Source organism: Gordonia sp. SID5947 (genome assembly GCF_009862785.1).
In the GTDB taxonomy this organism is placed as follows: Bacteria; Actinomycetota; Actinomycetes; order Mycobacteriales; family Mycobacteriaceae; genus Gordonia.
Genome location: NZ_WWHU01000001.1, coordinates 4,492,315 through 4,517,554 on the forward strand (window position 1 = coordinate 4,492,315; position 25,240 = coordinate 4,517,554).

The following is a 25,240-nucleotide window of genomic DNA, read 5'->3' on the forward strand; positions in this document are numbered from 1 at the left end:
GTGACGCTGAGGGGCTGGAATGACGAGATCGTCGGTGCAGAGGCTGAGTCGTACCCGGCGGATCGTCGCCTCATCCGGCGTCGCCGCAGCCCTGGTGATCGCAGCGCCCGCGGCGATCGCCGCCGCTGACGAGGGCGCCGGAGGCGATCCTGGTATCTCGTCACCGTCGAAGACCGGGTCCGGTTCCGAGTCGGGCGACACGGGTTCGGCAGAGCCGACTGCCGCGCCCACCGCCCCGGACCCGACGACACAGCCGGACACCCCGGCAACCTCGGCCGACGAACAGTCGCCGGACGCAGGCGCCGGCGGGAGCGGGTCGCCCGACGATGGAGCGGCGGGCCGGCCCGACCAATCCTCGGCCGACGAACCCGAGAGCGACGCGGCCGGAGACGACACCGCGGCACCCGAGCCGACTGCACAGCCGCCCATCGCCTCGACTCCGACGACGCAGCCGCCACCGACGACGACTCCGACCGAATCCGGCTCGTCGGGTCGCCACCGTGCCGACACCGCAACGCCCGGTCGTCATCGCGCAGATCCCACGTCGCCGGGCCGTCATCGCGCCGACGCGTCCTCGACTGTCGGTGGGGGCACGCGCGCCGGTGGTGCCGCGGAGACCGCCGTTCCGGATTCCGGCTCGGCCGGCGCGGCCCGACACATCGATGAGTTCGTCGGCGAGCCGGGTGGTACCGCCGCCGCCGCTGCCGCGATCCCCGCAGCGGGGGCCGGTGTCTTCTACCGGTTGGTGAACGGTCCGGGCCGTGAGGGCCTGATCTTCCTCAACCAAAGTCTCGTCACCGCGGGCGTTCTGAGCCGGCGAAGCCGTGGCGACGGTACCGATTACGTCGGACTGCTGGGCCCGGGGGAGCGTTTCTCCCTGCCGGCCCGGACCGTGGCGGAACTGTCGTCGGGAACTCGTCTCGCCGCCGCCGACACCGACGATTCGCTACTCGCACAAGCGATCAGGGTGCTCACCGCTCGTCTGGTGTGGTCGGGCATCGACCCGCAGAACCAGTATCTGGACCCGTCGGACTTCCAGGTGCTGATCGGCGACAACTACCGGATCGTCGACAACGACGGCATCACCTACACATATGACGCGGATGCCGACACCATCACCTTCACCAACACCACCGATACCGATGTCGCGATCATCGCGGTGGACCAGTTCAACGTTCCGCACGGCGACGGCGTCTACGTGGTGCCGGCTGGCGGTTCGACGACGATCGACGCCTCCGGCGACATCTCGGGTTATGTCATGCAGGGTCAACGTGATTCGGCCGGGCGGGCGATCATCTACGGGATGGTGGTGGTTCAGGACGATCAGACCCTGAGCTACAACTTCAACCCGTTCGGCGGCGCGATCCGTGACACCGCAGACCCTGTCGCCGATCCCGACGACCGGTTCTGGGATCCATCCGACGGGCTGACGACCGGCATCCTCTGGCCCACCTTCGCGACCGGCGCCGACGGGGCCGCGGACGGTGTGTACTACACCACCGACGCCGACGGTCTGACGATCCACAACGACAGCGATCACGACATCGCGGTCACCGTGTTCACCGGCGGAGCGGCGTCGAACACGTTGCCGCAGACCGACTTCTACATCGTGGAGGCCGGGGGGACGCACCGTATCGCCCTGCCCGAAGGGTCGTACGCGGTGACCTCGGTGCAGGGTGAGCGGGATGCCGAAGGGGAGCCCAGGCTCTACGGCACCCTGGTTGCCCAGGGGACCACCACCGGTCCGGCGGTCACCGAGACCGACGCCCTGCCGGGCGACGGGATTCCGTCGATCACACGGCGGACAGTGGACGCGGTGAAGCCGGTCGAGGGTGCGACGGTCGTCGTCTGACGGTTCCGTCGGCGCGATTCCGGTTGCTGTCGACGAAGGTCAGCCGAGTTCGACGGCGTCGAGGGTGGCGCCTGCGGCCCGGAGGCGGTCGGCGAACACGTCGCCCATGGCGGCTGCCGGCGTCAGCACACCGGTCAGATTCGACAGGCGGTCACGTTCGAGCGCCAACGTCAGAGCACTCTCACCGAGCATGATCGCGGTCGCCTTGTAACCGGGATCGCCCTTCATGCGCATCTGGGACCGGTACCGGCGGCCGGTGGTCGTGGTGGTGTAGGTCTCGGTGACGAAAAAGCCCTTCTCCCGGGCCTTTTCACTGGGTCCCTCGCCCGGCTTCGGCAGGACACGGTCCAAAAGCCTGCGGGTGGGGCCGAAACTCATGGCGCCGAGGAAGGCCCCGGTACCGACCGCGACGGCTCCGGCGATGAGGGTGGAGAGCCCGCGGACCTGGCCGACCGACATCGTCTCCGCATAGCGGAAGTTCTGGCCGTACGCGTTGTGGAGCAGAGCATTGGTGCGGCGGACGATACGTGTGTTCGCCGCGGCCATGAAGAACGGTGCCAAGGTCCCCTTCATCGACGGGTCGACCTTCTTGGCGCTCATCATGCTCATGTCGCTGGGTTCCGACGAGATCGCAGGCCGCGGGGTCTTTCCCGGCTCACCCGACAGCGAATGTGGATTGAGCAGCAGACGTCGCGTCTCGGCGTCACGCGATTCCTCGGCGATGACACGCATCGAGTCGATGGTGCCGCCGGAGATGCCGCCCTTGAACGACTTCACGACGAAGGTGGTATCGGTGAGTTCGCCCGCACCGTCGTCGGCGATCTTTTTGTACAGCAGATAGGCGCCGAGATCCGAAGGGACCGAATCGAACCCGCACGAGTGCACGATCCGGGCGCCCGTCGCGACCGCGGTCTCATGCGCCTTGTTGATGGAGAAGTGGATGAAGGGTGCCTCGCCGGTGAGGTCCACGTAGTCGGTGCCGGCGCTCGCTGCGGCGACCACGAGTGCCTCGCCATAGCGAAGGTAGGGCCCGACGGTGGTGCAGATGACCCGGGTGCGGGCGACCATCGCGTCGAGCGAGGACGGCGACGACGAGTCGGCGACGATCAGCGGCCAATCGTGCGCGCGGGCCGGCAGCCGCTTGCGGGTGGCCGCGAGTTTGGTCTCCGACCGACCGGCCAACGCGACCTTGGTGCCCGTCGGTGCGTGCTCGGCGAGGTATCGGGCGGTCAGTTCGCCGACAAACCCGGTGACACCGAATACGACGACGTCGAACTCGCGGGCATTCGATTCTGATGCTGGTGAGATGGCGTCCCCGTTCATGCACTCGACTCTAGACACGTCCCGAAACCCGGTCGAGGGGATGCCCTCACCGCGCCAGTCGCCGAGCGGCGGCCCGAGCCGCGAACGGGGCCACGAACAGCATCAACAACACGCGCAGGATCTGGGCCGCGACGACGAAGGCGACGTTCGAGCCGGCCGCCGTGGCGGCGGCGAGTACCGCGTAGATGCCGCCGGGCGTGGTGGCGAGGTAGCAGTCGAACATCGATTCGCCGGTCCACGCCGACAGCAACACCCCGAGCAGCGCGCAACCCACGCCGATCGCCAGGATCAGCACCAGCGCCGCCGGGAGAACCCGGCCGATCGCCCGCAGGCGGTCCATGGTGAATCCCAGCCCGGCCTGCCAGCCGATCAGCGCGTAGGCGACGGTCAGCAGGATGGTGGATACGGCGGCGTCGCCCGCGAGGCCGGTCAGTTCGGCGATGGTGGCGACGGCCATCGGACCGAGGAGGCCGGCGGCCGGCAGATGGATGAGACGACCGACCGGTATGCCGACGCCGAGGCCGACGGCCAGCAACACCAGCCCCCACGCCTGGTCGCCGGCGCTCGGTGCCGCGACCGAGGCGTCGGACGACTGCGCGTCGAAGACCACCGAGGCCACCAGGGGGATGGTGATGGTGACCAGCGCGACCCGCAGGTACTGGATGACCGCGACCATGCGCTCATCGCCGCCGAGTTCCCTGGTGAGGGCGACGAGTCCGGACGCGCCGCCGGCCACCAGGGCCAGCGATCCGGTCAACGGGTCAACCAGACGATGCAGTCCGAGCAACGCACCGCCGACCACGGACAGCGCCAGCGTGCCCAAGCCGACGGCGAGCACCGGGAACCAGGACGACCCGAGGCCCGAAAGGGTTTCCGGATCGGCCATCGTGCCGATGTAGACGCCGAGCACGCCCTGCGCGGCGAGCATCGCCGGCCGTGGGAGCGCGGGCGGTGTGGAACCGTCGGCGGGATCGTCGGAGTCGACAGAGTCGCGTGACGGGGATCGTCGGCGCGGGGCCAAACCCGCGATGGCCAGTGCGCCCGCGACCACGAGGCCGGCGAACAGCGCGGCCGCATCCACTTCGAGTAGTTCGAGAAGGTAGGTCGCGATCGCGGTGAGGAGGGCCAACACGATCCAGCGACGCACTCGGTCCACCCTAAGGGGTCTCGATACGACTCCTCGCTGCGCTCGTCGTCTACTCGACCGGCAGGACGGGGACTCCTCGCTGCGCTCGTCGTCTACTCGACCGGCAGGAGGGGGCTCGACCGGCGGGACGGGCTACGCGACTTGCGCGATGCCGAGGTTCATGGCGCTGAAGGACTTGGGCGGGCCGGGTTCGTAGAACTGGTCGAGCGAGGTGACGGTGAGACCGGCGTCGGCGAGGACGCCCGGGATGTCGCGGGTGAGGTGGCAACCGCCGGCCACGCGCTTCTGGATGGGCTCGAGGCGGTGCTGCCAGCGGCGCACCTTCTCGTCCGGCGCGCGACCGTGCTCGAGGAAATGCAGCGTGCCTCCGCTCTTCACCACTCTGGCGACCTCCGACAATGCGGCGGGCAGGTCAGGGATGGTGCACATCGTGAAGGTCGTGAGAGCGGCGTCGAACGTGTCGTCGTCGAACGGGAGGCGTTGGCCGTCGAGGCCGGCGCGCTCGATGGGGACGTGCGAAGACGCGATGCGGTCGGAGGCGAGTCGCCATCCCCCGTCGGAGGGCTCGATCGCCGAGACCCTGGTCACGGTGTCGGGGTACACGCCGACGTTGAGTCCGGAGCCGAATCCGAGCTCGACGACGCTGCCCGTCAGCCCCTCGCAGGCTCGTCGTCGAAGGGGTCTGAGTGAGGACATCCCGCAGGTCACGTTGATCAGGTGCGGAAGGATGCGGTCGTCATAGAAGCCCATGACTCCATGGTGCCCCTGGGCGGTGACGCGCACCACAGCCGTTACAGCGTGTAGATGACGTCGGCTGCCGTCCTACGCTGGGAGGTATGAACCCCTCGACTCTGCAGGCCCGCGTCATCGTCGACGAGATGATCCGCTGCGGTGTGACCGAGGCGGTGCTGTGCCCGGGGTCGCGCAACGCGCCGTTGGCGTTCGCGTTGCACGCAGCCGAGGCGGCCGGCCGTATCCGGCTGCACGTGCGCATCGACGAGCGGTCGGCGGGGTTCCTGGCGCTCGGGCTCGCGGTGTCGTCGCGGCAGCCGGTGCCGATCGTGATGACCAGCGGAACCGCCGTCGCCAACATGAGCCCGGCGGTGTTCGAGGCGAACTATGCGCGAGTGCCGCTGGTGGTGATCAGCGCCAACCGTCCCTACGAGCTGCTGGGGTCGGGAGCCAACCAGACCGTCGAACAGTTCGGCATCTTCGGCACCCAGGTCCGCGCGACGATCAGCCTGGGCCTGGCCGAGCAGGACCTCGACACCAACAGCCAGTGGCGGTCGGCAGTCGGACGTGTGCTGGCGGCCGCCCGTGGTGCCCGCACCGGCAACGCAGGTCCGGTGCAGTTCGACATCCCGTTGCGTGAACCGCTGGTGCCCGATGCGAGCGTCGGCCCCGACGACGATCTCGGCATCTTCGCCGGCCGTGCCGACGGGCTCCCGTGGACGCAGGCTCCGGTCGGCAAGCTCGATGTGCCGATCCCGATCGATCTGTCGCTCGACACGGTGGTCGTCTCGGGTCATGGCGCCGGTACCCATCCAGCGCTGGCCGGTATCCCGACCGTCGCGGAACCGACTGCCCCGCAAGCGCATACACCGTTGCACCCCCTGGCGCTCGACACTGTGCGACCCCAGCAGGCGATCATCTGCGGGCGTCCCACATTGCACCGCGGTGTCTCGCGACTGCTGGCCGACCCCGAGGTCCGTGTCTACGCGCTGACCACCGGTCCACGCTGGCCGGATGTCTCCGGCAACGTGTTCGCCACCGGCACCCGGGTGGAGCCCGTCGGGGAGCCGCGAGAGGAGTGGCTCAAGGAGTGCGCGGCCGTGCAGCAGCGCGTGCTGGGCGCGGTCGACGCAGAACTCGACGACATGCTCGACGAACCGTCCGCCACCACAGGCCTGCATGTGGCGCGGGTGGTGAGTGCCGCGATGCGACCGGGCGATCAGCTCGTCGTCGGCGCGAGCAACCCGATCCGCGACGTCGCGCTCGCGGGTCGCGTCACCGAGGGTGTGCGGGTGCTGTCGAACCGCGGGGTCGCCGGCATCGACGGCACCAACTCGACGGCCATCGGGGCGGCCCTGGCGCTGGACCGCTCCTCGCCGGGTGCGCACACCATCGCCCTGATGGGCGACCTGACCTTCATCCACGACGTGACCGGGCTGGTGATCGGCCCCAGCGAACCACGACCGTCGTCGTTGCGGATCGTGGTGGCCAACGACGACGGTGGCGGAATCTTCGGCCTGCTGGAGCAAGGCGACCCGCGGTACAACAGCGGCCCGTACACAGGGGCTTACGAGCGGGTCTTCGGCACACCGCATTCCGCTGATCTCGCGTCATTGTGCGCCGGCTTCCACATCCCGCACCGTCGCGTCGCGTTGGGCGACTTGTCGTCGGTGCTGGGCGAACCGGCGCCGTCGGGTGGCGTGGAGGTGGTCGAGGTGACCACTGACCGCACCGCGCTGCGCGATGTCCACGCCGCGATCGCCGCCCGCCTGACGTAACCCCACCCCCCACCCGCCCCCCGCCCCCCGCCCCCGCCCCCAAGGTCCCCCCCGTTCCGGCCGCAGTTTCGGGTTCCGGCTTCGAGCGGAAGCTGCGGCCAGAAGCTGAAGGTGCGGCCAGAAGATTCGCTGGATCCGTCGCTGGATCCGTCGGGTGGGCGGCTGCGTCAAACGGGGTATGGATCTCCATGCAGACGCGTTCGGCTTCGTCCATCGAGCGAAGGCGGTGTTCGTCGACGACTCCGAACTTCGTGGGGCGGTCGCGGACAACGTGTTGGATCGGGTGTGGCGGGGCACTTATCGCGCCACGGATGCGGCGCCGAGCGACCGCGACGAGCAGTATCGGGAGCGGGTGTTCGCGGCGTCACTGGGCGGGGGAGACGAGCGCGTACTCAGCCATTCGTCGGCCGCGGCCGTTCATCGGCTTCCGCTGCTCGAGCCCGATCATCAACTCGTGCATTTCGTGACCACGTCCGGTGGACGAGAGACCCCGACGGTGTTCCTCCATCGTGATCGGCGCCTGCAGCCGTCGGACATCGAGATCATCGACGGGCGGCGCGTCACGACGCTGGGTCGCACGGCCGCCGATGTGGCACGGATGGGCTCATTCGACCAGGCCGTGTGTGCGCTCGACGCCGCCCTCGCCCTCGGGGTGGGACGCGACGTGCTCGACCAACATGCCGCACGAGCCCGACGCCAACATGGTGCGGCGACGCTGCGCCGTGCGCTCGCGGTGGCCGATGGCCGCGCGGAGAGCGTCGCGGAGTCGTACAGCCGGGCCGTCATACTGACCTTTCCTGACATCCCCGAACCCGAGATCCAACACGTCATCCACGACGAGTGCGGTCGTTTCGTGGCCCGGGTCGATTTCCTCATCGCGGGATGTGTGGTCGGTGAGATGGACGGGCGGGCGAAATACCGGAGCGCCACGTATGGGCGTGACGTCGAGGAGGTGCTCTACGAGGAGAAGGTACGTGAGGATGCGTTGCGTGCCCTTGGCTACGTGGTGGTCCGATGGTCGTGGGCGGATCTGAGGCATCCAGAACGCCTGCATGCAAAGATCCTGCGCGCGCTCGAGCTCGCCGCACGACTCGCATGACCTTCTGGCCGCAGTTCCGGGTTCCGGCTTCGAGCCGAAGGTGCGGCCAGAAGCTGAAGGTGCGGCCAGAAGCTGAAGGTGCGGCCAGGACCGGTGACGAGAGGGCCGAGTGGGGTGACGACTAAGCTGGTCGCCGTGAACCCGACCATCCTGCGCCGCGTGCAGATCGTGCTGCTTCTGCTCGGCATGGTGGTCACCACGATGGGCCTGGTCCTCGTCGCAGGGTGTCACCGCAACGATCGGCAGATCGACGAGAACCGGGCAACAGTGATGGCAGACGTGGTGTCGGCGGATCGCCTGCACGCGGCCGTCAACTTCCAGACACCCGACGGCGAGTTCCACAGTCCCCGCCTGGGGCTGCTGTACCCGACCGAGCTGACCCAGGGCCAGCGGATCAGCGTCGAGTACGACGTCACCAACCCCGATCTGGCGCGGCCGGCCGGCCGGAGCTGGACGCTCGCCATCATCCCGGCGCTCTCGATCGCCGTGGTGGGGTGGCTCGTCGTCGGTGTGGTGATGATCGCGCTGTCCGAGATCAACAGGCGGATTCTCGCCCGATCCTCAGCCGCGACCCCCGTCCACCCGGATCAGGACGAGACGACCGAGACCGAAGCGCCGGAGACCAGCAACGCCTGATCGTCGTCGAGGAAGCGCAGCGCGAAACGATCGGCGAAACGCGTGCGCAGTTCGTCGACCACCGCGAGTCCGCTGACGATGCCGTCGGCGTGCGGCACCACCACCTCGTCGATCCAACCCAGTCCGGTGGTCGAGACGAGTCCGGGCGCCTCGGCCGGGTCGTCGAGCATGCCGAGGGGTTCGATGTCGGGTCCGACGACGCAGGCCCCGGCGCTCGCGCCGAGATATGGCAGGCCGGCACGGACGCGTCGGGTGAGGATGTCGGCGAACCCGGTGTCGCGCATCGCTGCCAGCAGGTGAAAGACGTTGCCGCCGGAGACGAACACCGCGTCCAGATCGTCGAGTGAGACGGACAGTTCGGAGGCCGGCATCGACTCGATGTCGAGTTCGACGGTGGTGAACCCCTGGTCGCGTAGGGTGCTGCGATCGACGTCGACCCAGGCCCGGTCCGCATAGATCGACGAGGCCGTCGGTACGAAGCCGACGCGCGCGTCGGGTCCCGCACGGGCCGTGAGGAAGGCAGGGACTGCACCCAACCACCGACTCAACAACAGCATCTCGGTCATGCCTTTCAGCCTGCCATCCGCACGGCCGACCACCTGTCTGCCGACTTCGCTGACGCAGGCCGCCCGCATCTGCCACCATCAGGCTCCACACTGACAGCGACAGGATTCCCGATGGCATCACCGACTGCCGGCGCCCTGATGGGGATGGGCGTGGGCATCGTCGAGGCCACGCGAGCCGCGCTCGACCGGGCCGTCCCGTCTCGGGCCGGCATCCCCCTCCGCATCGACGATGTGACCACATCGTGGCTGGCCGGCGCGCTGGGTCTGCCGTCGGCGGCGATCACGTCGATCGACGTACTCGACCACGACTCCGGCACCGCCGCGCGGGCGCGCCTGTCCGTGACATCCGAGACGGATCTACCCGCCACCCTGTTCGTGAAGTTGCCGCCGCGCAACTACTTACAGCACGTACTGATGAACGTCTTCCGACTGGGCACACGGGAGGTGTTCGCCTACCGCGCGCTCGGCGACAACCCGCCGGTGCGGATACCGCGATGTCACGTGGCCCAGTCAGATCGACACCGGCAACGCAGCGTTCTGGTGCTAGAGGACCTGTCGGGGACAGCCGAATTCCGTACCTGCGTGGACTCCGTGAGCCGGACCGAAGCGCAGGCGGTGGTCGACGCATTGGCCGACCTTCATGGGACATTCTGGGAGACAGAGCGTTTCGAGAGCAACCTGCAGCCGTTGACCCACCGGTCGGCGTCGGAGATCAGGATCGCCGATCTCGTCCGCCGGCGCTTTCTCGCCGACATCACCGGACACGCGGCCGATCTCATCCCGGGCGAGATCAAGCGCCGGTGCCGGATGTTCTACGAGCGCAGCGGTGACATCGACGCGTTCTGGGCGGGCCAACCCAGGACGTTCACCCACGGCGACCCTCATCTGGGCAATGTGTTCTTCGAGATGGGTGCGCCCGGGTTTCTCGATTGGCAGATCGCGTCGGCAGGCGTGGGCATCCGCGACGTCGCGTATTTCGCCACCGCGTCGGTGGAGCCGCGTTTGCTCCGGGACATCGAACGTGGGCTGGTGGAACGCTATGTCGGGCGGCTCGCCGCCATGGGTGTGGACCTGGACCCCGACCGCATGTGGACGTTGTACCGCGCGGCGATCACCGAGATGTTCCTCGCGGCAGTGTGTACGGCGGAGGCGGGTGAACGCATGCAGCCGTTCGACGTGTCGCGGGTCGGGGTGGAGCGCGCCGTCGCGGGTGTGACCGCCCATGACAGTTTCGCGGTGCTGGAGGATCTGATCTGCCAAGGGTGTTGATCTGGCAGCGTCGCGGGTTGCCGGCGCCGGCTCATCCAGAGTTCATCGAGTGTTCGGGCACCACTCACCGCGCCCGACAGCAGTTGACAGGCCGTCGGGGCACCATGGGGCCCATGCGGGTCGCGATCGTCGCCGAGAGTTTCCTGCCGCAGTGCAACGGAGTGGTCAACTCCGTCCTGCGGGTGGTCGAGCACCTCGAACGCACTGGCCATGACGCCCTGGTGATCGCGCCGGACACGCCTCGGGGCGAGGTGACAGCGCCGCGCCTCCTCGGCCGTCGGACCCCGGTTCATCTGGTGCCGTCGGTGATGGTCCCCAAGGTGACGTCATTGCCGATCGGGGTACCCACGCCCATTCTCTACCGCACGTTGCGGGACATGAATCCTGACGTGGTGCATCTGGCGTCGCCGTTCGTCGTCGGCGCGGCCGGTGCCGCCGCGGCCCGCCGTCTCGATCTGCCGACCGTCGCGGTGTTCCAGACCGACGTCGCGGGGTTTGCCGCGAGCTACGGACTGGCGGTCACGTCGCGGCTGGCATGGCGTTACACCCGCCGATTGCACGAGATGTGCGACCGGACCCTCGCGCCCTCCACAGAGACGATGAGAATGCTTGCGGCGCATGGTGTCCCGCGACTACACCGCTGGGGCAGGGGAGTGGATCTCGAACAGTTCGGCCCCGGGAACGCCGACGCCGTGCTGCGCGCCGACTGGGCGCGCGGCCGCCTGGTCGTCGGGTTCGTGGGCCGGCTCGCGCCCGAGAAGCACGTGGAACGCCTGGCGTCGGTGGCCGATGACCCGTCGGTGCAACTCGTCATCGTCGGGGACGGGCCCGAACGTGCTCGGCTCGAGGCGATGATGCCGCGAGCGGTGTTCACCGGGGAGCTGCGTGGTGCCGACCTCGCGCGGGCATATGCCTGCTTCGACGTCTTCGCACACGCCGGTGAACACGAGACGTTCTGTCAGACCATCCAGGAGGCGATGGCCAGTGGGTTGCCGGTCGTCGGTCCCGATGCGGGCGGCCCACGCGACCTGGTCGGTCATTGCCGCACCGGTTACCTGCTCCCGCCGGGGGAGTTCGCCGACCGGCTGCCCTCGGTGCTCGGCGTGCTGCGCGACGACACCTTGCGAGCCGAGATGGGTCGGGCCGCGCTGTCAGCGGTGCGGTCTCGTACGTGGCCGGTGATCTGTGACGAACTGATCGCGCACTATCGTGCGGTCATCGGCGGTGACCTGGCGGAACGGCCGCTCGCGGGCTGAGATCGGCGGCGACCGCGATATGGATGCGGTGTGAGCGAGACCTCGAGGAGATCATTGTCGCGAGCTCTCGCAGAGACCGCATCCATATCGGTTCTCGCTGCATCTCCGGCTGCCGGTAGCGTTGTCGACATGGGAACCGGGCCGCAAGAACGCGCAACGCTCGACAAGGATCCGGCCGAGGTCGCGGCCATGTTCGACGGCGTGGCCAAGCGCTACGACCGCACCAACACGGTGCTGTCGTTCGGGCAGGACCGCGGCTGGCGGCGCAAGACCCGCAAGGCCCTCGATCTGCGTCCGGGCGACATCGTGCTCGATCTGGCGGCCGGGACCGCGGTGTCGACGGTGGAACTCGCGACGTCGGGTGCGCACTGCGTCGCCGCGGATTTCTCGCTGGGGATGCTCAAGGCCGGCGCGCATCGCGATGTGCCCAAGGTGGCGGCCGATGCGATGGCGCTGCCGTTTGCGGACGAGTCCTTCGATGCGGCCACCATCTCGTTCGGACTGCGTAACGTCCACGACGCGCCGACCGCACTGGCCGAACTGCGACGGGTTCTGAAACCCGGTGGCCGGCTGGTGGTCTGCGAGTTCTCAACGCCGACCTTCCGCGCGTTCCGAACCGTTTACATGGAGTATCTGATGCGCGCGCTGCCGGCGGTTGCGACCAAGGTGTCGAGCAATCCGGCCGCGTATGTGTATCTCGCCGAATCGATTCGGGCCTGGCCCGACCAGGCCGGTCTCGCAGAGCTGATCCGGGCCGCCGGCTTCTCCGATGTCGCGTGGCAGAACCTGACCGGCGGGATCGCGGCGATTCACTCGGCAGTGCGCTGAGGGGGTCTCGATACGACTCCTCGCTGCGCTCGTCGTCTACTCGACCGGCAGAGGGGGGTGACTCGCTCGACCGGCAGAAGATGGGGTGGCTTGGCTCGGCAGACTGGTGCGGGGGAGAGTCATTCGGCCGGCGCGTGGGCCACCGGGCAGCCTGGGGTGAACGTGCCGAGCTCTTCGAGACGGTATCCGCGCGGATAGCCGCGGACCTGGGGTGTCTGCCGTCCGTAGAGGGGTTCGGTCCGCGGGCGTGCGACGAGCCGGATGGCAAGGCCGCGTGCTTTGAGTCCGCCGCGAACCAGGATGCGTTCGACCGCGGTCGGCTTCGGGTAGTTGAACGCGGTCAGCAGGCGATCGTCCATGAGCGCGAACGACATCCGGCGCACCAGCCATCGAGGCAGAAGCCGATAGGGCAGGAACGTGCCCAGCAGGTCGAGCGTCGAATCGGCCACCGCCCGCGACTTGGAGCTGAAAGCGAAGTGACGCTTCTCGTAATCCTCGTAGAACCGCTCGAACTCGTCGTAGCTGATCGGGATGTCCTTGATGGCCATGCGCTTTCCGAGTGTCCGGTAGTGCGTGGTGAGCCCGTGGATCTCGTTGTCGGTGAGCGTCCGCCATTCATAGGCGTTGACCCACCGAACCGGGCACACGACGAAGGTGGACAGCACGTACAGCATGTCGTCGTTGGAGATGTCGTACATCGCATGCATCTGGTTGATGCGACGGATTCCGGCACGACCGGCGGGACTGTCGAAGCCGTGCTCGATCGGTGCATCGAGCAGTAGCACGGTGTCGTCGTAGCGCTTTTGCGTCGCCTCGGTGAACTGTCCTGTGTCGTAGAGCAATTCGCCGATCGAGGGCACCGCGTAGGTGCGGAAGAGCGCGAAGCTCAGCGACTGGGTGATACCCCAGGGGAACTCGCGGGTGGCGAGCAGCGAGGCGATCGCGGACGAGTCGTCATCGACATCGATCGCGTCGATCACGCCGCGCAGCCGATATCGGGACGCCACGCGATTCTGCACGGCTCGTCTGGCCTGGGCGGCGCGGCGGACTGCGGTCATCGTTGAAACATATCACCGAGAATGTGTCATCGGAACGGTGGGCGGTCGTCGATCCGGGTCGACACCCGGCCGGCCGTCCGCCATGCGCGCGCCACGAGATCGGCGTCGTCAGGCGTGATCAGGTTGCCCATCACACGCACCACCATCGACATCAGATGGGCCGAACGGATGCCGGGCCTGCCGAGGGTCGGCACGGCCTGCGGGACCGTCAGCACCCCGGCAAGTCTTCGGGCCGCGGAGAACGCGAGGCCGTACTGCCCGATCAACACGTCGCGCCACCGGGTGGTGTGGTCAGGAGAACGCCGTGTCTCGTCGAGCATCTCGACGGCGAGACGACCGCTCTCCAGCGCGTAGTCGATGCCCTCGCCGTTGAGTGGGTTGACGCATGCCGCAGCGTCGCCGATGAGCATCCAGTTCGGGCCGGCCACGCCGGTGACGGCACCACCCATCGGGAGGAGGGCCGAGGTGAGACGTTGCGGGGGGCCCTCGATCGCCCACTCGTCGCCGACCATCCGCGCGTAGTGCTCGAGGATGGGGCGCAACGCCATGTGCGCGGGGCGCTTCGCGGTGGCGAGTGCGCCGACGCCGACGTTGAGCAAGTTGTCGCCGGCGCCGCCGAGCGGGAACACCCATCCGTATCCGGGCAGCAGTGTGCCGTCGGGGCCGCGCAGTTCGAGGTGCGAGCCCATCCAGTTGTCGTCGGCCCGCCCCGAACGCACATAAGCACGTGCGGCCACCCCGTACGCGGTGTCGCGGTGCCATTCGCGCCCCAACACCTTGCCGAGCCCGGATCGCACGCCGTCGGCGACGATCACGTCGCGCACCGCGATCGATCGGACGCCGTCGGCGGTGTCGACCACCACCTCCGCGATCCGGCCGTCGCGCATCGACACGTCGATCGCTTTCGCGCCCTGAACCATCTGGGCGCCCCGCGCCACCGCGAGCGCGCGGATCTCGTCGTCGAGTTCGACTCGCGACACGGCACTGCCAAAGGAGGGGAAGCGCCCGGAGGGCCAGCGGATCTGCTGTGCGGTTCCCCATCCGTGCAGGGCGAGACCGTCGAGTCGTGGCCGGTCGTCGAGGTAGTGGCCGAAGCCGAGGTGGTCGAGCTCGGCGACCGCACGCGGCGTCAGTCCGTCGCCGCAGGTCTTGTCGCGGGGAAAAGTGGCCGCGTCCAGCAGGACCACGTCGTGTCCCGCGGCCGCGGCATGCGCGGCCGCCGCTGATCCGCCCGGACCGGCACCCACGACGAGGACCTCGGCGCGCTGCGGTATCCGGGGCGGGGGTATGTCGCTACTCACCCGACCAGTATGTCGGCCCGCATCAGCGACTACGCTCGGCAGCAGGCCCCGACTGTGACCGGCGGCCCTCGAGACCGACGACGAGATGGAGCGGTGGAACGCGTGAAGTCCACATTCGCCGGGCTGGACCTGGGCACCGACGAGTTCGCCGACACCGTGCGGGGATCGTTGGCGCAGGTCGAGGACCTGCTACTGGCTGAACTCTCGTCGGGCGACGAGATCATGACCGAAGCCGCGACGCATCTGGCCAGGGCCGGGGGCAAGCGATTCCGTCCCATGTTCGCGATTCTGGCTTCCCAATTCGGCGAACGTCCCGAGGCGTCCGAGGTGATCACCTCGGCGACTGTCGTCGAGATGATCCATCTGGCGACGCTGTACCACGACGACGTGATGGACGAGGCGCAGTTGCGGCGCGGTGCGCCGAGCGCCAATGCGCGGTGGACCAACAGCGTGGCCATCCTCTCCGGCGACTTCCTGTTCGCACGGGCATCGCGGCTGGTGTCGACTCTCGGCCCCGATGCGGTGCGGATCATCGCCGAGACGTTTGCCGAGCTGGTCACCGGACAGATGCGCGAGACCGTCGGAGTCCGCGAAGGCGGCGACCCCATCGATCACTATCTGCAGGTGGTCTGGGAGAAGACCGGCTCGCTCATCGCGGCGGCCGGACGCTTCGGCGCGATGGCATCGGACGCGGCTCCCGAGCGCATCGAACGGCTGTCGCGCCTCGGCGACATCATCGGTACCGCCTTCCAGATCTCCGACGACATCATCGACATCAGCTCGGCGACCGGCGACTCCGGAAAGACCCCGGGCACCGACCTGCGCGAGGGCGTGCACACCCTGCCCGTGCTCTACGCGCTGCGTGGCGACGACGCGGCGTCCACGCGGCTGCGCGAACTGCTCATCGATCCCCAGACCGGCGCGGCGCGGCCGGTGACCGACGACGCGGCGGTCGCGGAGGCCATCGAGGTGCTGAATGCGTCACCCGGCATGGTCGCGGCGCACGACCGTCTGCGCGCATACGCCGACGAGGCCGAGGCCGAGCTCGCACAGCTGCCCGAGGGGCCCGCGCACACGGCGTTGTCGTCGCTCGTGCGATACACCATCGATCGGACCGGGTAGAGCGGGGAAACTCAGGGGGCCATCTGTTCGTTCGGCATGTGAAGGACCTGGCGACGGGCGCCGGGTCGGATGCTCAGAACGAGGGACAGATGCACTTCAATGGCCTGAAGACCGCGGCGCTGATGGGTCTGATGTCGGCGATCATCGTCGGGATCGGGGCGCTTTTCCGTAGCCCGACCATCTTGCTGCTCGCGGTGCTCGCGGCGGTCGGAATGAATGCCTACGTCTATTTCAACTCGGCCAAGCTGGCATTGCGGTCGATGCATGCGCAGCCGGTGACCGAGGTCGAGGCGCCGGTGCTGTACCGGATCGTCCGAGAGCTCGCGACGACGGCCCGCCAGCCGATGCCCGCGCTCTACATCAGCCCGACCGAGTCGCCCAACGCGTTCGCGACCGGTCGCAATCCGAAGAACGCCGCTGTGTGCTGCACCGCCGGCATCATGCGGTTGCTCGACGAGCGGGAGCTGCGTGCCGTGCTCGGCCATGAGCTGTCGCATGTCTACAACCGGGACATCCTGATCTCGTCGGTGGCCGGGGCGATGGCGTCGGTCATCACCGGCCTGGCGAACTTCGCGTTCTTCTTCGGCGGCGGGAATCGTGACGGGAACGGTCCCGGCATCCTCGGGGTCCTGATGATCACTCTGCTGGGGCCGCTGGCGGCGTCGTTGATCAAGATGTCGGTGTCGCGGTCGCGTGAGTACCAGGCCGACGAGTCGGGTGCGGAGCTCACCGGCGATCCGCTGGCACTCGCCTCGGCGCTGGCGAAGATCAGCGGCGGGATCGATCAGGCGCCGCTGCCGCCGGACCCGAAGATCGAGTCGCAGTCCCACATGATGATCGCCAACCCGTTCCGCGGGGGGAACGTCGCCAAGATGTTCTCGTCGCACCCGCCGACCCCGGACCGTATCGCGCGGTTGCAGGAGATGGCCCGGCGGTCGGGCCGGGGTTAGGGGGCGGCCGGTCGGCGCGGCGTCGTCGGGGGTGATCTCGAAATGCCGGGCTCGCTGCTCTCGCCCGGCTGCTCGCTCGACGGTTGGGGCCGCGCTAGCGGTAGTTGACGAACTGCAACGCGATGCCGAAGTCCTCGCCCTTGAGTAGCGAGATGACCGCCTGCAGGTCGTCGCGCTTCTTGCTCGACACCCGCAGCTCCTCGCCCTGGATCTGCGCCTTGACGCCCTTGGGGCCCTCGTCGCGGATCTTCTTGGAGATCTTCTTGGCGTGCTCGGAGTCGATTCCCTCGACGATCTTCCCGGAGATCTTGAACGTCTTGCCCGACGCCGCAGGCTCACCGGCGTCGAAGGCCTTGAGCGAGATGTCGCGGCGGATGAGCTTCTCTTTGAAGACCTCGAGTCCGGCCTGGGCGCGTTCTTCGGCATCGGAGGTGATGACGATCGCCTCCTCGCCCGACCACTCGATGCCGGTGTTGGTCCCGCGGAAGTCGTAGCGCTGCGACAGTTCCTTGGCGGCCTGGTTGAGGGCGTTGTCGACCTCTTGACGGTCGACCTTGCTCACCACGTCGAACGATGAATCAGCCATGCCCGACAGCCTATCCGTCGCGCCCGACGTCGCGGTGTGAACCCGGCCGTGCGTCGCTGAGCAGCCGGTTTGCGTGGACATGGGCTGCTCGTTGTATTCTTCACGGCGTTGTTCTTGCGGGCGTCACGGCGACCGGGAGTACAGCAACGGCAGGTTGCCCGAGCGGCCAAAGGGAGCGGACTGTAAATCCGTCGCGCAAGCTACATAGGTTCGAATCCTATACCTGCCACAACGTGGTCCACGCTGAACTCATGGCGCTCGCCACCGGTCGCTGACCAGCGATTTGGTGAGCGCCTGGGTTCGTGTGTAACCTCGTTAAGGCTCTCGAACAGCCTGCGGGTTCGTTCGGGCACGCCCCCTTAGCTCAGTCGGCAGAGCGTTTCCATGGTAAGGAAAAGGTCGACGGTTCGATTCCGTCAGGGGGCTCGCTGGACCCCAGTCCACATGGCGGTGTAGCTCAGCTGGTTAGAGCGCACGACTCATAATCGTGAGGTCGAGGGATCGAGTCCCTCCACCGCTACACATCGGTGCCGACCAGCTCGGACCCGAAACGCAAAGGGCTGCCGAGCCCGCCACGTACCACCCGAAAGAAGGCAACGAAGTGGCCTCCTCAACAGATGTTCGCCCCAAGATCACCTTGGCGTGCGAGGTGTGCAAGCACCGCAACTACATCACCAAGAAGAACCGTCGCAACGATCCCGATCGCCTCGAGATCAAGAAGTTCTGCCCGAACTGTGGCAAGCATCAGGCGCACAAGGAATCGCGCTGAGCGATCAGCGGAACATGGCAAATACGCGGGCTACCTCTGATGAGGTGGCCCGCAGCCATTACCGTGGCAGGGGGACTCCGTCGTCGGACCCCCTGAGAGCACGAACGGCAGTACACACCAAGCGGTAGCGATGGGAGTTGCCCTCCACGCGACGGCTACCGCCGTGGACCATGCCCTACCTCGTCACGACGAGGAACAGTCCACGAGATCCTGGCCATCTGCGGAATGGCCGAGCAAAGGAGCGGCACTCGATGTCAGTCAGCGAAGCCGAGGTTCAGGAACGGATCGAGGCGTTGAAGAAGGGCGTGAAACTCACCCCTGAGGAGATCGCCGCCCACACCAAGGAGATGGTGGGTTTCAACTACACCGTCGACGACTACTACGAGGTCGGGCGCGAAGAGGTCCGCAAGCACGCCCGCGCCGTCCAGGACGACCACCCGGTGCACTGGAACGAGGCCGCTGCCAAGGAGATGGGCCACGACACCCTGATCGCGGCCCCCACCTTCGTGTCGGTGCTCGGCATCATCGCCCAGCGTCGCCTGTTCGAAGACGTCGTCACCGGCTACGACCTGTGGCAGATCATGCAGACCGATCAGCGTCTCGTGTTCCACAACCCCATCAAGGTCGGCGACCAGTTGATCTGCGACGTCTCACTCGACTCGTTCCGGCAGATGGCCGGCACCGACGTGCTGGTCACCAAGAACATCATCTGGAACCAGCGCGACGAGCCCGTGATGACCACCTGGACGAGCCTGGTGGCCCGTCCGGCCGTCGAGGCGGATCCCGAGGTGCTCGACAAGCTCGAGCACGTGATGATGAAGGTCGACCGCGAGCCGGAGATGCCGCACACCGTGCACGGTCCCTTCGACCGGTACTCCCAGCCGGATCCGGTGGTCGACCCGAAGCCGTACGCGGCGATCGACTTCGACGACCTGAGCGTCGGCCAGGAGCTGCCGCCGGTCACCAAGACCCTGACCCGCGGCAACCTGGTCAACTATGCCGGTGTCGCAGGCGACCCGAACCCGATCCACTTCTCCGACGAGGTCGCGAAGGTCATCGGGTTGGAGACCGTCGTCGCGCACGGCATGCAGTCGATGGGGCTGGGCGCCAGCTTCATCAGCAGCTTCGTCGGCGATCCCGCGGCGATCTTCGAGTACAACGTGCGCTTCACCAGCCCCGTGTACGTTCCCGCCGAGGGCTACGCCCAGGTCGACTTCACCGGCAAGATCAAGTCGCTCGACCCGGAGACCCGGCGTGGCGTGATCGCGATGGTCGCCAAGCAGGGTGACCGCAAGATCTTCGGTCGTGCACAGGCGCACGTCCAGTTCAACTGACGGACCCGAACACACTCAGCGCAGCGCGGCGGGGATGGATCATCCATCTCCTGCCGCGCTGTCGCGTCGGTGGAGGTCGCGGCCACCCGACTGCGCACGGTGAACCCGGCGCACATGATCACGGCGGCGCCGCCGATCACCAGCGGCAGCGACAGTGGCTCGCCGAGCAGCAGGACCGCCCACGCGACGGTCAGCACCGGCTGCACGAGCTGGATCTGACTCACCGTCGTCATCGGGCCCAGGGCCAGCCCTCGATACCAGGCGAAGAAGCCGAGGAACATGCTGATGGCGCTGAGATAGGCGAACGCCGCCCACTGACCGGTCGTCGCGTGCGGCAATCGACCGCCGGTGACAATGAGCGTGGCGGCCAGCATGACCGGCAACGCAAGCAGAAGTGCCCAGCAGATGGTCTGCCAGGCTCCGAGTTCGCGGGCCATCATGCCGCCCTGTGCGTACCCGATCGCCGCGAGCACGACCGCACCGAGCAGATACAGATCGCTGATACTCGCGGCTCCGACGTCGCCGTGAGCAGCGACGGTGAACACGCCGGTGGCGCCGGCACCGAGCGCTGCACCCACCCAGAACCGTCGGCTGGGGCGTTCCCGGGTCCGCATCACCACCACCACGGCGGTCGCTGCCGGGAGCATGCCGATGATCACCGCCGAGTGCCCGGCACCGACGTCGCGGAGTGCAAGCGACGTCAGGATCGGGAACCCGGCCACCACGCCGAACGACACCGGTAGAAGCCGTAGCAGCTGCCGAGCCGTCGGGAGGGCGGCACGACCGGCCGTGAGTGCGATCGCGGCAAGTCCGGCGGCGACGACGGCGCGCCCACAACCGATGAACATCGGGTCGAGTCCCTGCACTGCGACTCGGGTGAACGGCACGGTGAAGGAGAAAGCGACCACGCCGAGCAGACCCCACAGGATGCCCGACTGCGAAAGCGGAGGGACCCGAAGTCCGATAGCGCTATTATTGATCTTCATGTCCGACGATAGCAGCGACCGCATCGCGCAGCATCTCCGTTCTGTCGCCGCCGCTGCCGAGGCGGGGAGCCGACTACCCTCCACGCGCGCGCTGGCCTCGCGGTTCGGGGCCGGACCGGTGACCGTGCAGCGCGCGCTCGCGCAGTTGGTCGCCGAGGGCGTCGTCGAGACCCGTTCCGGTTCCGGGACATTCGTGAGGCGACGCTCAGCCGCGTCGGGCCGGGCCGATGTCGCGTGGCAGACCGCGGCACTCGGCCCGGAACGTGCTGGTGCGTCCTCGATCGGCTCGACGATGCGGCAGATCCCCACGACACCATCGCCATGCACAGCGGCTACCCCGACGTCGAGCTGCTGCCCGCCCGCGAGGTTCGCAGCGCTTTCACGCGAGTCGCCCGGCGGGCGGACATATTCCATCGTCCGCCCACCGCCGGTCTGCCCGACCTGCGACGCTGGTTCGTCGACGAACTCGACGCAGACGGGTGGCGGGACACCGACGCGGTGATCGCCTCCGGCGGCCAGGCTGCGCTCGCCGCGACCTTCCGTGCCCTCGCCGCCCCCGGCGACCCCATCGTGATGGAATCGCCGACCTACTGGGGTGCGATCGCGGCAGCGCGCCAGGCGGGGCTCGTCATCGTGCCCGTGCCACGCACCGAGGGCGCGCCCGCCGCGGTCGACCTCGACGAGGCGTTCGCGACGTCGGGGGCACGCCTGGCGTATGTGCAACCCACCTTCGCGAACCCGACCGGTGATGTCTGGACGGCGGCTCAGCGCAACGAGGTCTTGGCGGTGGTCCGCGCGCACCGGGCCTTTGTCATCGAGGACGACTGGGCACATGACTTCGCGATGGAGTCCCGGCCCCGGCCGCTGGTGTGCTCGGACACCGACGGGCACGTGGTCTACATCCGATCGCTCACCAAGAGCCTGTCGCTGACGGTCCGGGTCGCCGCGCTGCTCGCCCGCGGGCCGGCCCGGACACGAATCGAGAACGCGCTGACCGTGTCGGATCTGTATGTCGCGCCGGTCTTGCAGGCGGTGGCACTCGACGTGGTGTCGCGGCCGGCGTGGCGCACCCATCTGCTGCGTCTGCGCCGGACACTGGAGGCCCGGCGCGACGCGTTGGTCGGTGCGCTCGCTTCCGGGGCCCCGATGGTGGAGGTGGAGCGAGTGCCGCGCGGTGGCCTGAACCTCTGGGCCGCCTTGCCCGCCCACGGAGCCGACGGATCGCCGACCGATGCCGAGCTCGTCGCGGCCCGGACGCTGGCGCGCGGACTGTCGATCTCACCGGGTGGGGAATGGTTTCCGACCGAGCCGACCGGCCCGTATATCCGGCTCAACTTCGCCGCGGCGTCGCCGGATCGGTACGCGGAGGCGGTGGAGATCCTGGCGGGCGCACTGTAGGAACGAACGCCTGGGGCCGCTGGCTCGCTCCTCCTCCGGGTATCGTCAAAACCTCCACGAACTTGCGGAGAGTTCGGCGATACCCGGGGGATAAACCCCGCCCCGGGTCCGGGTTCGGCAAGGGGTTGGCGCCCGTTTTGGGTTTGTCCTGGGCAGTGATCTACACTGAAGTGTCTGGATTGACTCAGACTTGCGCGCTGCCCATAGGGTGGCGCGTTGGTTTTGTCGGGAGTTTTCCGATCTGAGGAGGTCGAGAAGGCAGCTGTACCGTGGCTTACAGCCACGCACAGTCGCAAAGGGGCGTAGCTCAACTGGCAGAGCAGCGGTCTCCAAAACCGCAGGTTGCAGGTTCAAGTCCTGTCGCCCCTGCCCTGGTGAGGGCATACGTAGACGAGAGGACCTCGAAGTGAGCAAGCGAGATCGAGCTGCCCGCGCCAAAGACGCCGCGGAGGACACCTCTGCCGAGTCGGTGGAGGAGCTCGAAGGTCGCGAAGACGTCGACGGCGCGGAGTCAGGTGAACTGCGTCCGTCGGGCAAGCGCTCGTCGAGGGGTCGTCGTTCGTCCACGAGTGCCTCCAGCACCGACGGCGACACGGATACCGACACCGGATCCGCGGTCGCGGTCAAAGAACGCAAGAAGAAGGCACCTGCCGGCGAGAGTCGCAATCCGTTCGTTCGGATCTGGGTTTTCCTGCAGCAGGTCGTCGCCGAACTGAAGAAGGTCATCTGGCCGACGCGCAGCGAGATGATCACCTACACGATCGTCGTGCTGATTTTCGTGATCGTGATGACCGCCTTCATCTCCGGCCTCGACCTCGCCTTCGCCAAGGGAGTTCTCTGGTTGTTCGGCTGACGCCGCCCACACCAGTGGGGCACAGGCCCAGGCCAGGACGACCGGAACCGACAGAGGAGCGTGGGCTGCAGTGAGCACCCCGGAGAACGAGATCGAACCGACCGCAGAGTCGATCGGTGAGGTCGACACGTCGGCGGTGGACACCGCCGACGAGACCGACGACCCCGGTGTCGAGGCGCAGGTCGAGGCCGCCGAGGATGACGCCGCAGCCGTCGACGGCGGCGAGGCCGTCGTCGAGGAAGCCGAAGCCGCCGAGGACAGTGACACCGGTGACGAAGCCGTCGCCGACGAGGCTGTCGCCGAGGAGCCTGCCGAGGACCTCGACCCGGTCGAGGAACTTCGCAAGCAGCTTCGCCGCGCACCCGGTGACTGGTACGTCATCCACAGCTATGCGGGCTACGAGAACAAGGTGAAGGCCAACCTCGAGACCCGTGTGCAGAACCTCGACGTCGGCGACTACATATTCCAGGTCGAGGTACCGACCGAAGAGGTCACCGAGATCAAGAACGGCCAGCCGAAGAAGGTCAACCGCAAGGTGCTGCCGGGCTACATCCTGGTGCGCATGGACCTCAACGACGACTCGTGGGGCGCCGTGCGCAACACCCCGGGTGTTACCGGTTTCGTCGGGATGACCTCCAAGCCGTCGCCGTTGTCGCTCGACGAGGTGCTGCAGTTCCTGATGCCGCGCGTCGAGACCAAGAAGCCCGCCGCCGCCAAGGGTGCCGGTGCCGAGGGTGTCGAAGCGGCTGCCGCTGCGGCAACCGCGGTCATCGAGGTGGACTTCGAGGTCGGCGAGTCCGTCACCGTCATGGACGGCCCGTTTGCGACCCTGCCCGCGTCGATCAGCGAGGTCAACGCCGAGCAGCGCAAGGTCAAGGTCCTGGTGTCGATCTTCGGACGCGAGACCCCGGTCGAGCTCGGCTTCAACCAGGTCGAAAAGATTTAGCCCCGTCCGGCCCCGAGCGGGAGCCCGCGAGGAACGAGCGAGCATCACGAAGGCCGGACGAGTGACAACAAGACTTTCACGTCTCCAGCGGACGTGGATCTGCAAGAAAACAAACAAGGAACAATAGATGCCTCCCAAGAAGAAGAAGATCGCCGGGATCATCAAGCTCCAGATCCAGGCAGGCCAGGCCAACCCGGCTCCGCCCGTGGGTCCGGCGCTCGGTCAGCACGGCGTGAACATCATGGAGTTCTGCAAGGCGTACAACGCGGCGACCGAGTCGCAGCGCGGCAACGTCATCCCGGTGGAGATCTTCGTGTACGAAGATCGCTCGTTCGACTTCAAGTTGAAGACCCCGCCGGCTGCGAAGCTCCTGCTCAAGGCTGCCGGTGTGCAGAAGGGCTCCGGCGAGCCGCACACCAACAAGGTCGGCAAGGTCAGCATGGACCAGGTCCGTGAGATCGCCAAGACCAAGCAGGAAGACCTCAACGCGAACGACATCGACCAGGCCGCGAAGATCATCGCCGGTACTGCACGGTCGATGGGTATCAACGTCGAGGGCTGATCTCGCCCACCGCTGTCTCGATACGCCCTCAGCGCATGCTTCGGGGCGACTCGACCGGCGGTAAACGTGGGAGGGCCGGCTCGGCCCAGCTACCACCAACCCGAAAATCATTCACGGAGAAAGAACAGAGCAATGGCACAGAAGAGCAAGGCCTACCGCGCCGCCGCGGAGCAGGTCGACAAGAGCAAGCTGTACAGCCCGCTGGAAGCTGCGCAGCTCGCCAAGGACACGTCGTCGAAGAACACCGACTCGACCGTCGAGGTCGCCATCCGGCTGGGCGTCGACCCGCGCAAGGCCGACCAGATGGTCCGCGGCACCGTCAACCTGCCGCACGGCACCGGTAAGACCGCCCGCGTGATCGTGTTCGCCGCCGGCGACAAGGCCGCCGAGGCCGTCGCTGCCGGCGCCGACGAGGTCGGCGCCGAGGACCTGATCGAGAAGATCCAGGGCGGCTGGCTGGAGTTCGACGCCGCGATCGCCACCCCGGACCAGATGGCCAAAGTCGGCCGCATCGCACGCGTGCTCGGCCCGCGCGGTCTGATGCCGAACCCCAAGACGGGCACCGTGACCACCGACGTCACCAAGGCCGTCAACGACATCAAGGGCGGCAAGATCAACTTCCGCGTCGACAAGGCCGCGAACCTGCACTTCGTCATCGGCAAGGCGTCGTTCGACGTCGAGAAGCTGGCCGAGAACTACGGTGCCGCCTACGACGAGATCATGCGTGCCAAGCCGTCCGCGGCCAAGGGGCGTTACGTCAAGAAGGTCACCGTCTCCACCACCACGGGCCCGGGCATCCCGGTCGACCCGCTGGTGACCCGGAACTTCGCCGAGCCGCCCCAGGCCTGACCCTTCGAGACGCTCGCAGGCTCGCTCCGCAGGGAGCGGT

General features: G+C 67.7%; 23 protein-coding genes, 4 tRNA genes and 2 pseudogenes. 21 read left to right on the forward strand and 8 right to left on the reverse strand.

Annotation, left to right across the window (positions count from 1 at the left end; translation table 11 throughout):
* Positions 1-34: 34 nt before the first annotated feature.
* Complete coding sequence (locus tag GTV32_RS20620) at positions 35-1,852, forward strand: hypothetical protein (RefSeq protein WP_161061896.1); 1,818 nt, start codon at positions 35-37, stop codon at positions 1,850-1,852.
* A gap of 39 nt (positions 1,853-1,891) precedes the next feature.
* On the opposite strand, the gene GTV32_RS20625 is transcribed toward GTV32_RS20620, so the two are convergent.
* The 3 genes from GTV32_RS20625 to GTV32_RS20635 all read right to left on the reverse strand — a co-directional run bounded on the left by GTV32_RS20625 (position 1,892) and on the right by GTV32_RS20635 (position 5,072).
* Positions 1,892-3,175, reverse strand: coding sequence for a saccharopine dehydrogenase NADP-binding domain-containing protein (locus GTV32_RS20625; protein ID WP_161061897.1), 1,284 nt, complete (start codon positions 3,173-3,175; stop codon positions 1,892-1,894).
* A gap of 46 nt (positions 3,176-3,221) precedes the next feature.
* A complete protein-coding gene (locus GTV32_RS20630; protein WP_161061898.1) occupies positions 3,222-4,322 on the reverse strand; it encodes an AbrB family transcriptional regulator in 1,101 nt (366 codons plus the stop codon).
* Positions 4,323-4,454: 132 nt separating this feature from the next.
* Positions 4,455-5,072: a class I SAM-dependent methyltransferase gene (locus GTV32_RS20635; RefSeq protein WP_161061899.1), complete on the reverse strand. Its 618-nt coding sequence runs from the start codon at positions 5,070-5,072 to the stop codon at positions 4,455-4,457.
* A gap of 86 nt (positions 5,073-5,158) precedes the next feature.
* Between GTV32_RS20635 and menD the strand changes: the two genes are divergently transcribed.
* The 3 genes from menD to GTV32_RS20650 all read left to right on the forward strand — a co-directional run bounded on the left by menD (position 5,159) and on the right by GTV32_RS20650 (position 8,567).
* On the forward strand, positions 5,159-6,832 hold the full coding sequence (gene menD, locus GTV32_RS20640) for a 2-succinyl-5-enolpyruvyl-6-hydroxy-3-cyclohexene-1-carboxylic-acid synthase (RefSeq protein WP_161061900.1): 1,674 nt from the start codon (positions 5,159-5,161) through the stop codon (positions 6,830-6,832).
* 178 nt (positions 6,833-7,010) lie between these two features.
* Positions 7,011-7,931, forward strand: coding sequence for a hypothetical protein (locus tag GTV32_RS20645; protein ID WP_161061901.1), 921 nt, complete (start codon positions 7,011-7,013; stop codon positions 7,929-7,931).
* A gap of 135 nt (positions 7,932-8,066) precedes the next feature.
* Complete coding sequence (locus tag GTV32_RS20650) at positions 8,067-8,567, forward strand: DUF3592 domain-containing protein (RefSeq protein WP_161061902.1); 501 nt, start codon at positions 8,067-8,069, stop codon at positions 8,565-8,567.
* On the opposite strand, the gene GTV32_RS20655 is transcribed toward GTV32_RS20650, so the two are convergent.
* Positions 8,519-9,133, reverse strand: coding sequence for a Type 1 glutamine amidotransferase-like domain-containing protein (locus tag GTV32_RS20655; RefSeq protein WP_161061903.1), 615 nt, complete (start codon positions 9,131-9,133; stop codon positions 8,519-8,521). The two genes, GTV32_RS20650 and GTV32_RS20655, sit on opposite strands and share 49 nt — an antisense overlap.
* Positions 9,134-9,244: 111 nt before the next feature.
* Between GTV32_RS20655 and GTV32_RS20660 the strand changes: the two genes are divergently transcribed.
* The 3 genes from GTV32_RS20660 (at position 9,245) to GTV32_RS20670 (ending at position 12,486) form a co-directional block, all read left to right on the forward strand.
* Positions 9,245-10,402, forward strand: coding sequence for a phosphotransferase (locus tag GTV32_RS20660; protein ID WP_161061904.1), 1,158 nt, complete (start codon positions 9,245-9,247; stop codon positions 10,400-10,402).
* Positions 10,403-10,515: 113 nt separating this feature from the next.
* The gene (locus GTV32_RS20665; RefSeq protein ID WP_202421865.1) at positions 10,516-11,658 is read left to right on the forward strand and encodes a glycosyltransferase family 1 protein; all 1,143 of its coding nucleotides are present in this window, start codon (positions 10,516-10,518) and stop codon (positions 11,656-11,658) included.
* Positions 11,659-11,787: 129 nt separating this feature from the next.
* Entirely contained in the window at positions 11,788-12,486 is a 699-nt protein-coding gene (locus GTV32_RS20670) for a demethylmenaquinone methyltransferase (protein ID WP_161061905.1), read from the forward strand.
* Positions 12,487-12,605: 119 nt separating this feature from the next.
* Here GTV32_RS20670 and GTV32_RS20675 read toward each other — a convergent pair whose 3' ends face one another.
* On the reverse strand, positions 12,606-13,544 hold the full coding sequence (locus GTV32_RS20675; protein WP_161061906.1) for an oxygenase MpaB family protein: 939 nt from the start codon (positions 13,542-13,544) through the stop codon (positions 12,606-12,608).
* A gap of 26 nt (positions 13,545-13,570) precedes the next feature.
* Positions 13,571-14,845, reverse strand: coding sequence for a geranylgeranyl reductase family protein (locus GTV32_RS20680; RefSeq protein WP_343287405.1), 1,275 nt, complete (start codon positions 14,843-14,845; stop codon positions 13,571-13,573).
* Between the two features lie 102 nt (positions 14,846-14,947).
* Between GTV32_RS20680 and GTV32_RS20685 the strand changes: the two genes are divergently transcribed.
* Entirely contained in the window at positions 14,948-15,967 is a 1,020-nt protein-coding gene (locus GTV32_RS20685) for a polyprenyl synthetase family protein (protein WP_161061907.1), read from the forward strand.
* Between the two features lie 89 nt (positions 15,968-16,056).
* Positions 16,057-16,917, forward strand: coding sequence for a zinc metalloprotease HtpX (htpX, locus tag GTV32_RS20690; protein WP_161061908.1), 861 nt, complete (start codon positions 16,057-16,059; stop codon positions 16,915-16,917).
* Positions 16,918-17,011: 94 nt separating this feature from the next.
* Here the strand turns inward: htpX and GTV32_RS20695 are convergent, their stop codons facing one another.
* Positions 17,012-17,503 carry a YajQ family cyclic di-GMP-binding protein gene (locus tag GTV32_RS20695; protein WP_161061909.1) on the reverse strand — a complete coding sequence of 164 codons (492 nt, stop codon included), beginning with the start codon at positions 17,501-17,503 and terminating at the stop codon, positions 17,012-17,014.
* A 148-nt stretch (positions 17,504-17,651) separates the two neighbouring features.
* On the opposite strand from GTV32_RS20695, the gene GTV32_RS20700 reads away from it, so the two are divergent.
* The 5 genes from GTV32_RS20700 to GTV32_RS20720 all read left to right on the forward strand — a co-directional run bounded on the left by GTV32_RS20700 (position 17,652) and on the right by GTV32_RS20720 (position 19,606).
* A tRNA-Tyr gene (locus GTV32_RS20700) sits at positions 17,652-17,732 on the forward strand.
* 124 nt (positions 17,733-17,856) lie between these two features.
* Positions 17,857-17,929 (forward strand) — tRNA-Thr (locus GTV32_RS20705).
* Between the two features lie 20 nt (positions 17,930-17,949).
* Positions 17,950-18,023, forward strand: a tRNA-Met gene (locus GTV32_RS20710).
* An 81-nt stretch (positions 18,024-18,104) separates the two neighbouring features.
* The gene (rpmG, locus tag GTV32_RS20715) at positions 18,105-18,272 is read left to right on the forward strand and encodes a 50S ribosomal protein L33 (protein ID WP_003929651.1); all 168 of its coding nucleotides are present in this window, start codon (positions 18,105-18,107) and stop codon (positions 18,270-18,272) included.
* 251 nt (positions 18,273-18,523) lie between these two features.
* Positions 18,524-19,606, forward strand: a complete 1,083-nt coding sequence (locus GTV32_RS20720; RefSeq protein WP_161061910.1) for a fused (3R)-hydroxyacyl-ACP dehydratase subunits HadA/HadB — start codon at positions 18,524-18,526, stop codon at positions 19,604-19,606.
* Between the two features lie 167 nt (positions 19,607-19,773).
* Here the strand turns inward: GTV32_RS20720 and GTV32_RS20725 are convergent.
* A pseudogene (locus GTV32_RS20725) lies at positions 19,774-20,616 on the reverse strand (DMT family transporter); the annotation flags it as partial.
* On the opposite strand from GTV32_RS20725, the pseudogene GTV32_RS24170 reads away from it, so the two are divergent.
* From GTV32_RS24170 to rplA, 7 genes and pseudogenes are all read left to right on the forward strand, one after another.
* Positions 20,591-20,728, forward strand: a pseudogene (locus GTV32_RS24170) (hypothetical protein); the annotation flags it as partial. The pseudogenes GTV32_RS20725 and GTV32_RS24170 sit on opposite strands and share 26 nt — an antisense overlap.
* A gap of 98 nt (positions 20,729-20,826) precedes the next feature.
* Complete coding sequence (locus GTV32_RS20730) at positions 20,827-21,990, forward strand: PLP-dependent aminotransferase family protein (RefSeq protein WP_343287406.1); 1,164 nt, start codon at positions 20,827-20,829, stop codon at positions 21,988-21,990.
* A gap of 296 nt (positions 21,991-22,286) precedes the next feature.
* Positions 22,287-22,359 (forward strand) — tRNA-Trp (locus GTV32_RS20735).
* Positions 22,360-22,396: 37 nt separating this feature from the next.
* Positions 22,397-22,843, forward strand: a complete 447-nt coding sequence (gene secE, locus GTV32_RS24175; RefSeq protein WP_161061911.1) for a preprotein translocase subunit SecE — start codon at positions 22,397-22,399, stop codon at positions 22,841-22,843.
* Positions 22,844-22,913: 70 nt separating this feature from the next.
* Positions 22,914-23,789: a transcription termination/antitermination protein NusG gene (gene nusG / locus GTV32_RS20745; protein ID WP_161061912.1), complete on the forward strand. Its 876-nt coding sequence runs from the start codon at positions 22,914-22,916 to the stop codon at positions 23,787-23,789.
* A 127-nt stretch (positions 23,790-23,916) separates the two neighbouring features.
* Positions 23,917-24,351, forward strand: coding sequence for a 50S ribosomal protein L11 (rplK, locus tag GTV32_RS20750; protein WP_161061913.1), 435 nt, complete (start codon positions 23,917-23,919; stop codon positions 24,349-24,351).
* 132 nt (positions 24,352-24,483) lie between these two features.
* A complete protein-coding gene (gene rplA, locus GTV32_RS20755) occupies positions 24,484-25,200 on the forward strand; it encodes a 50S ribosomal protein L1 (RefSeq protein ID WP_161061914.1) in 717 nt (238 codons plus the stop codon).
* The last annotated feature ends 40 nt before the right edge of the window (positions 25,201-25,240 follow it).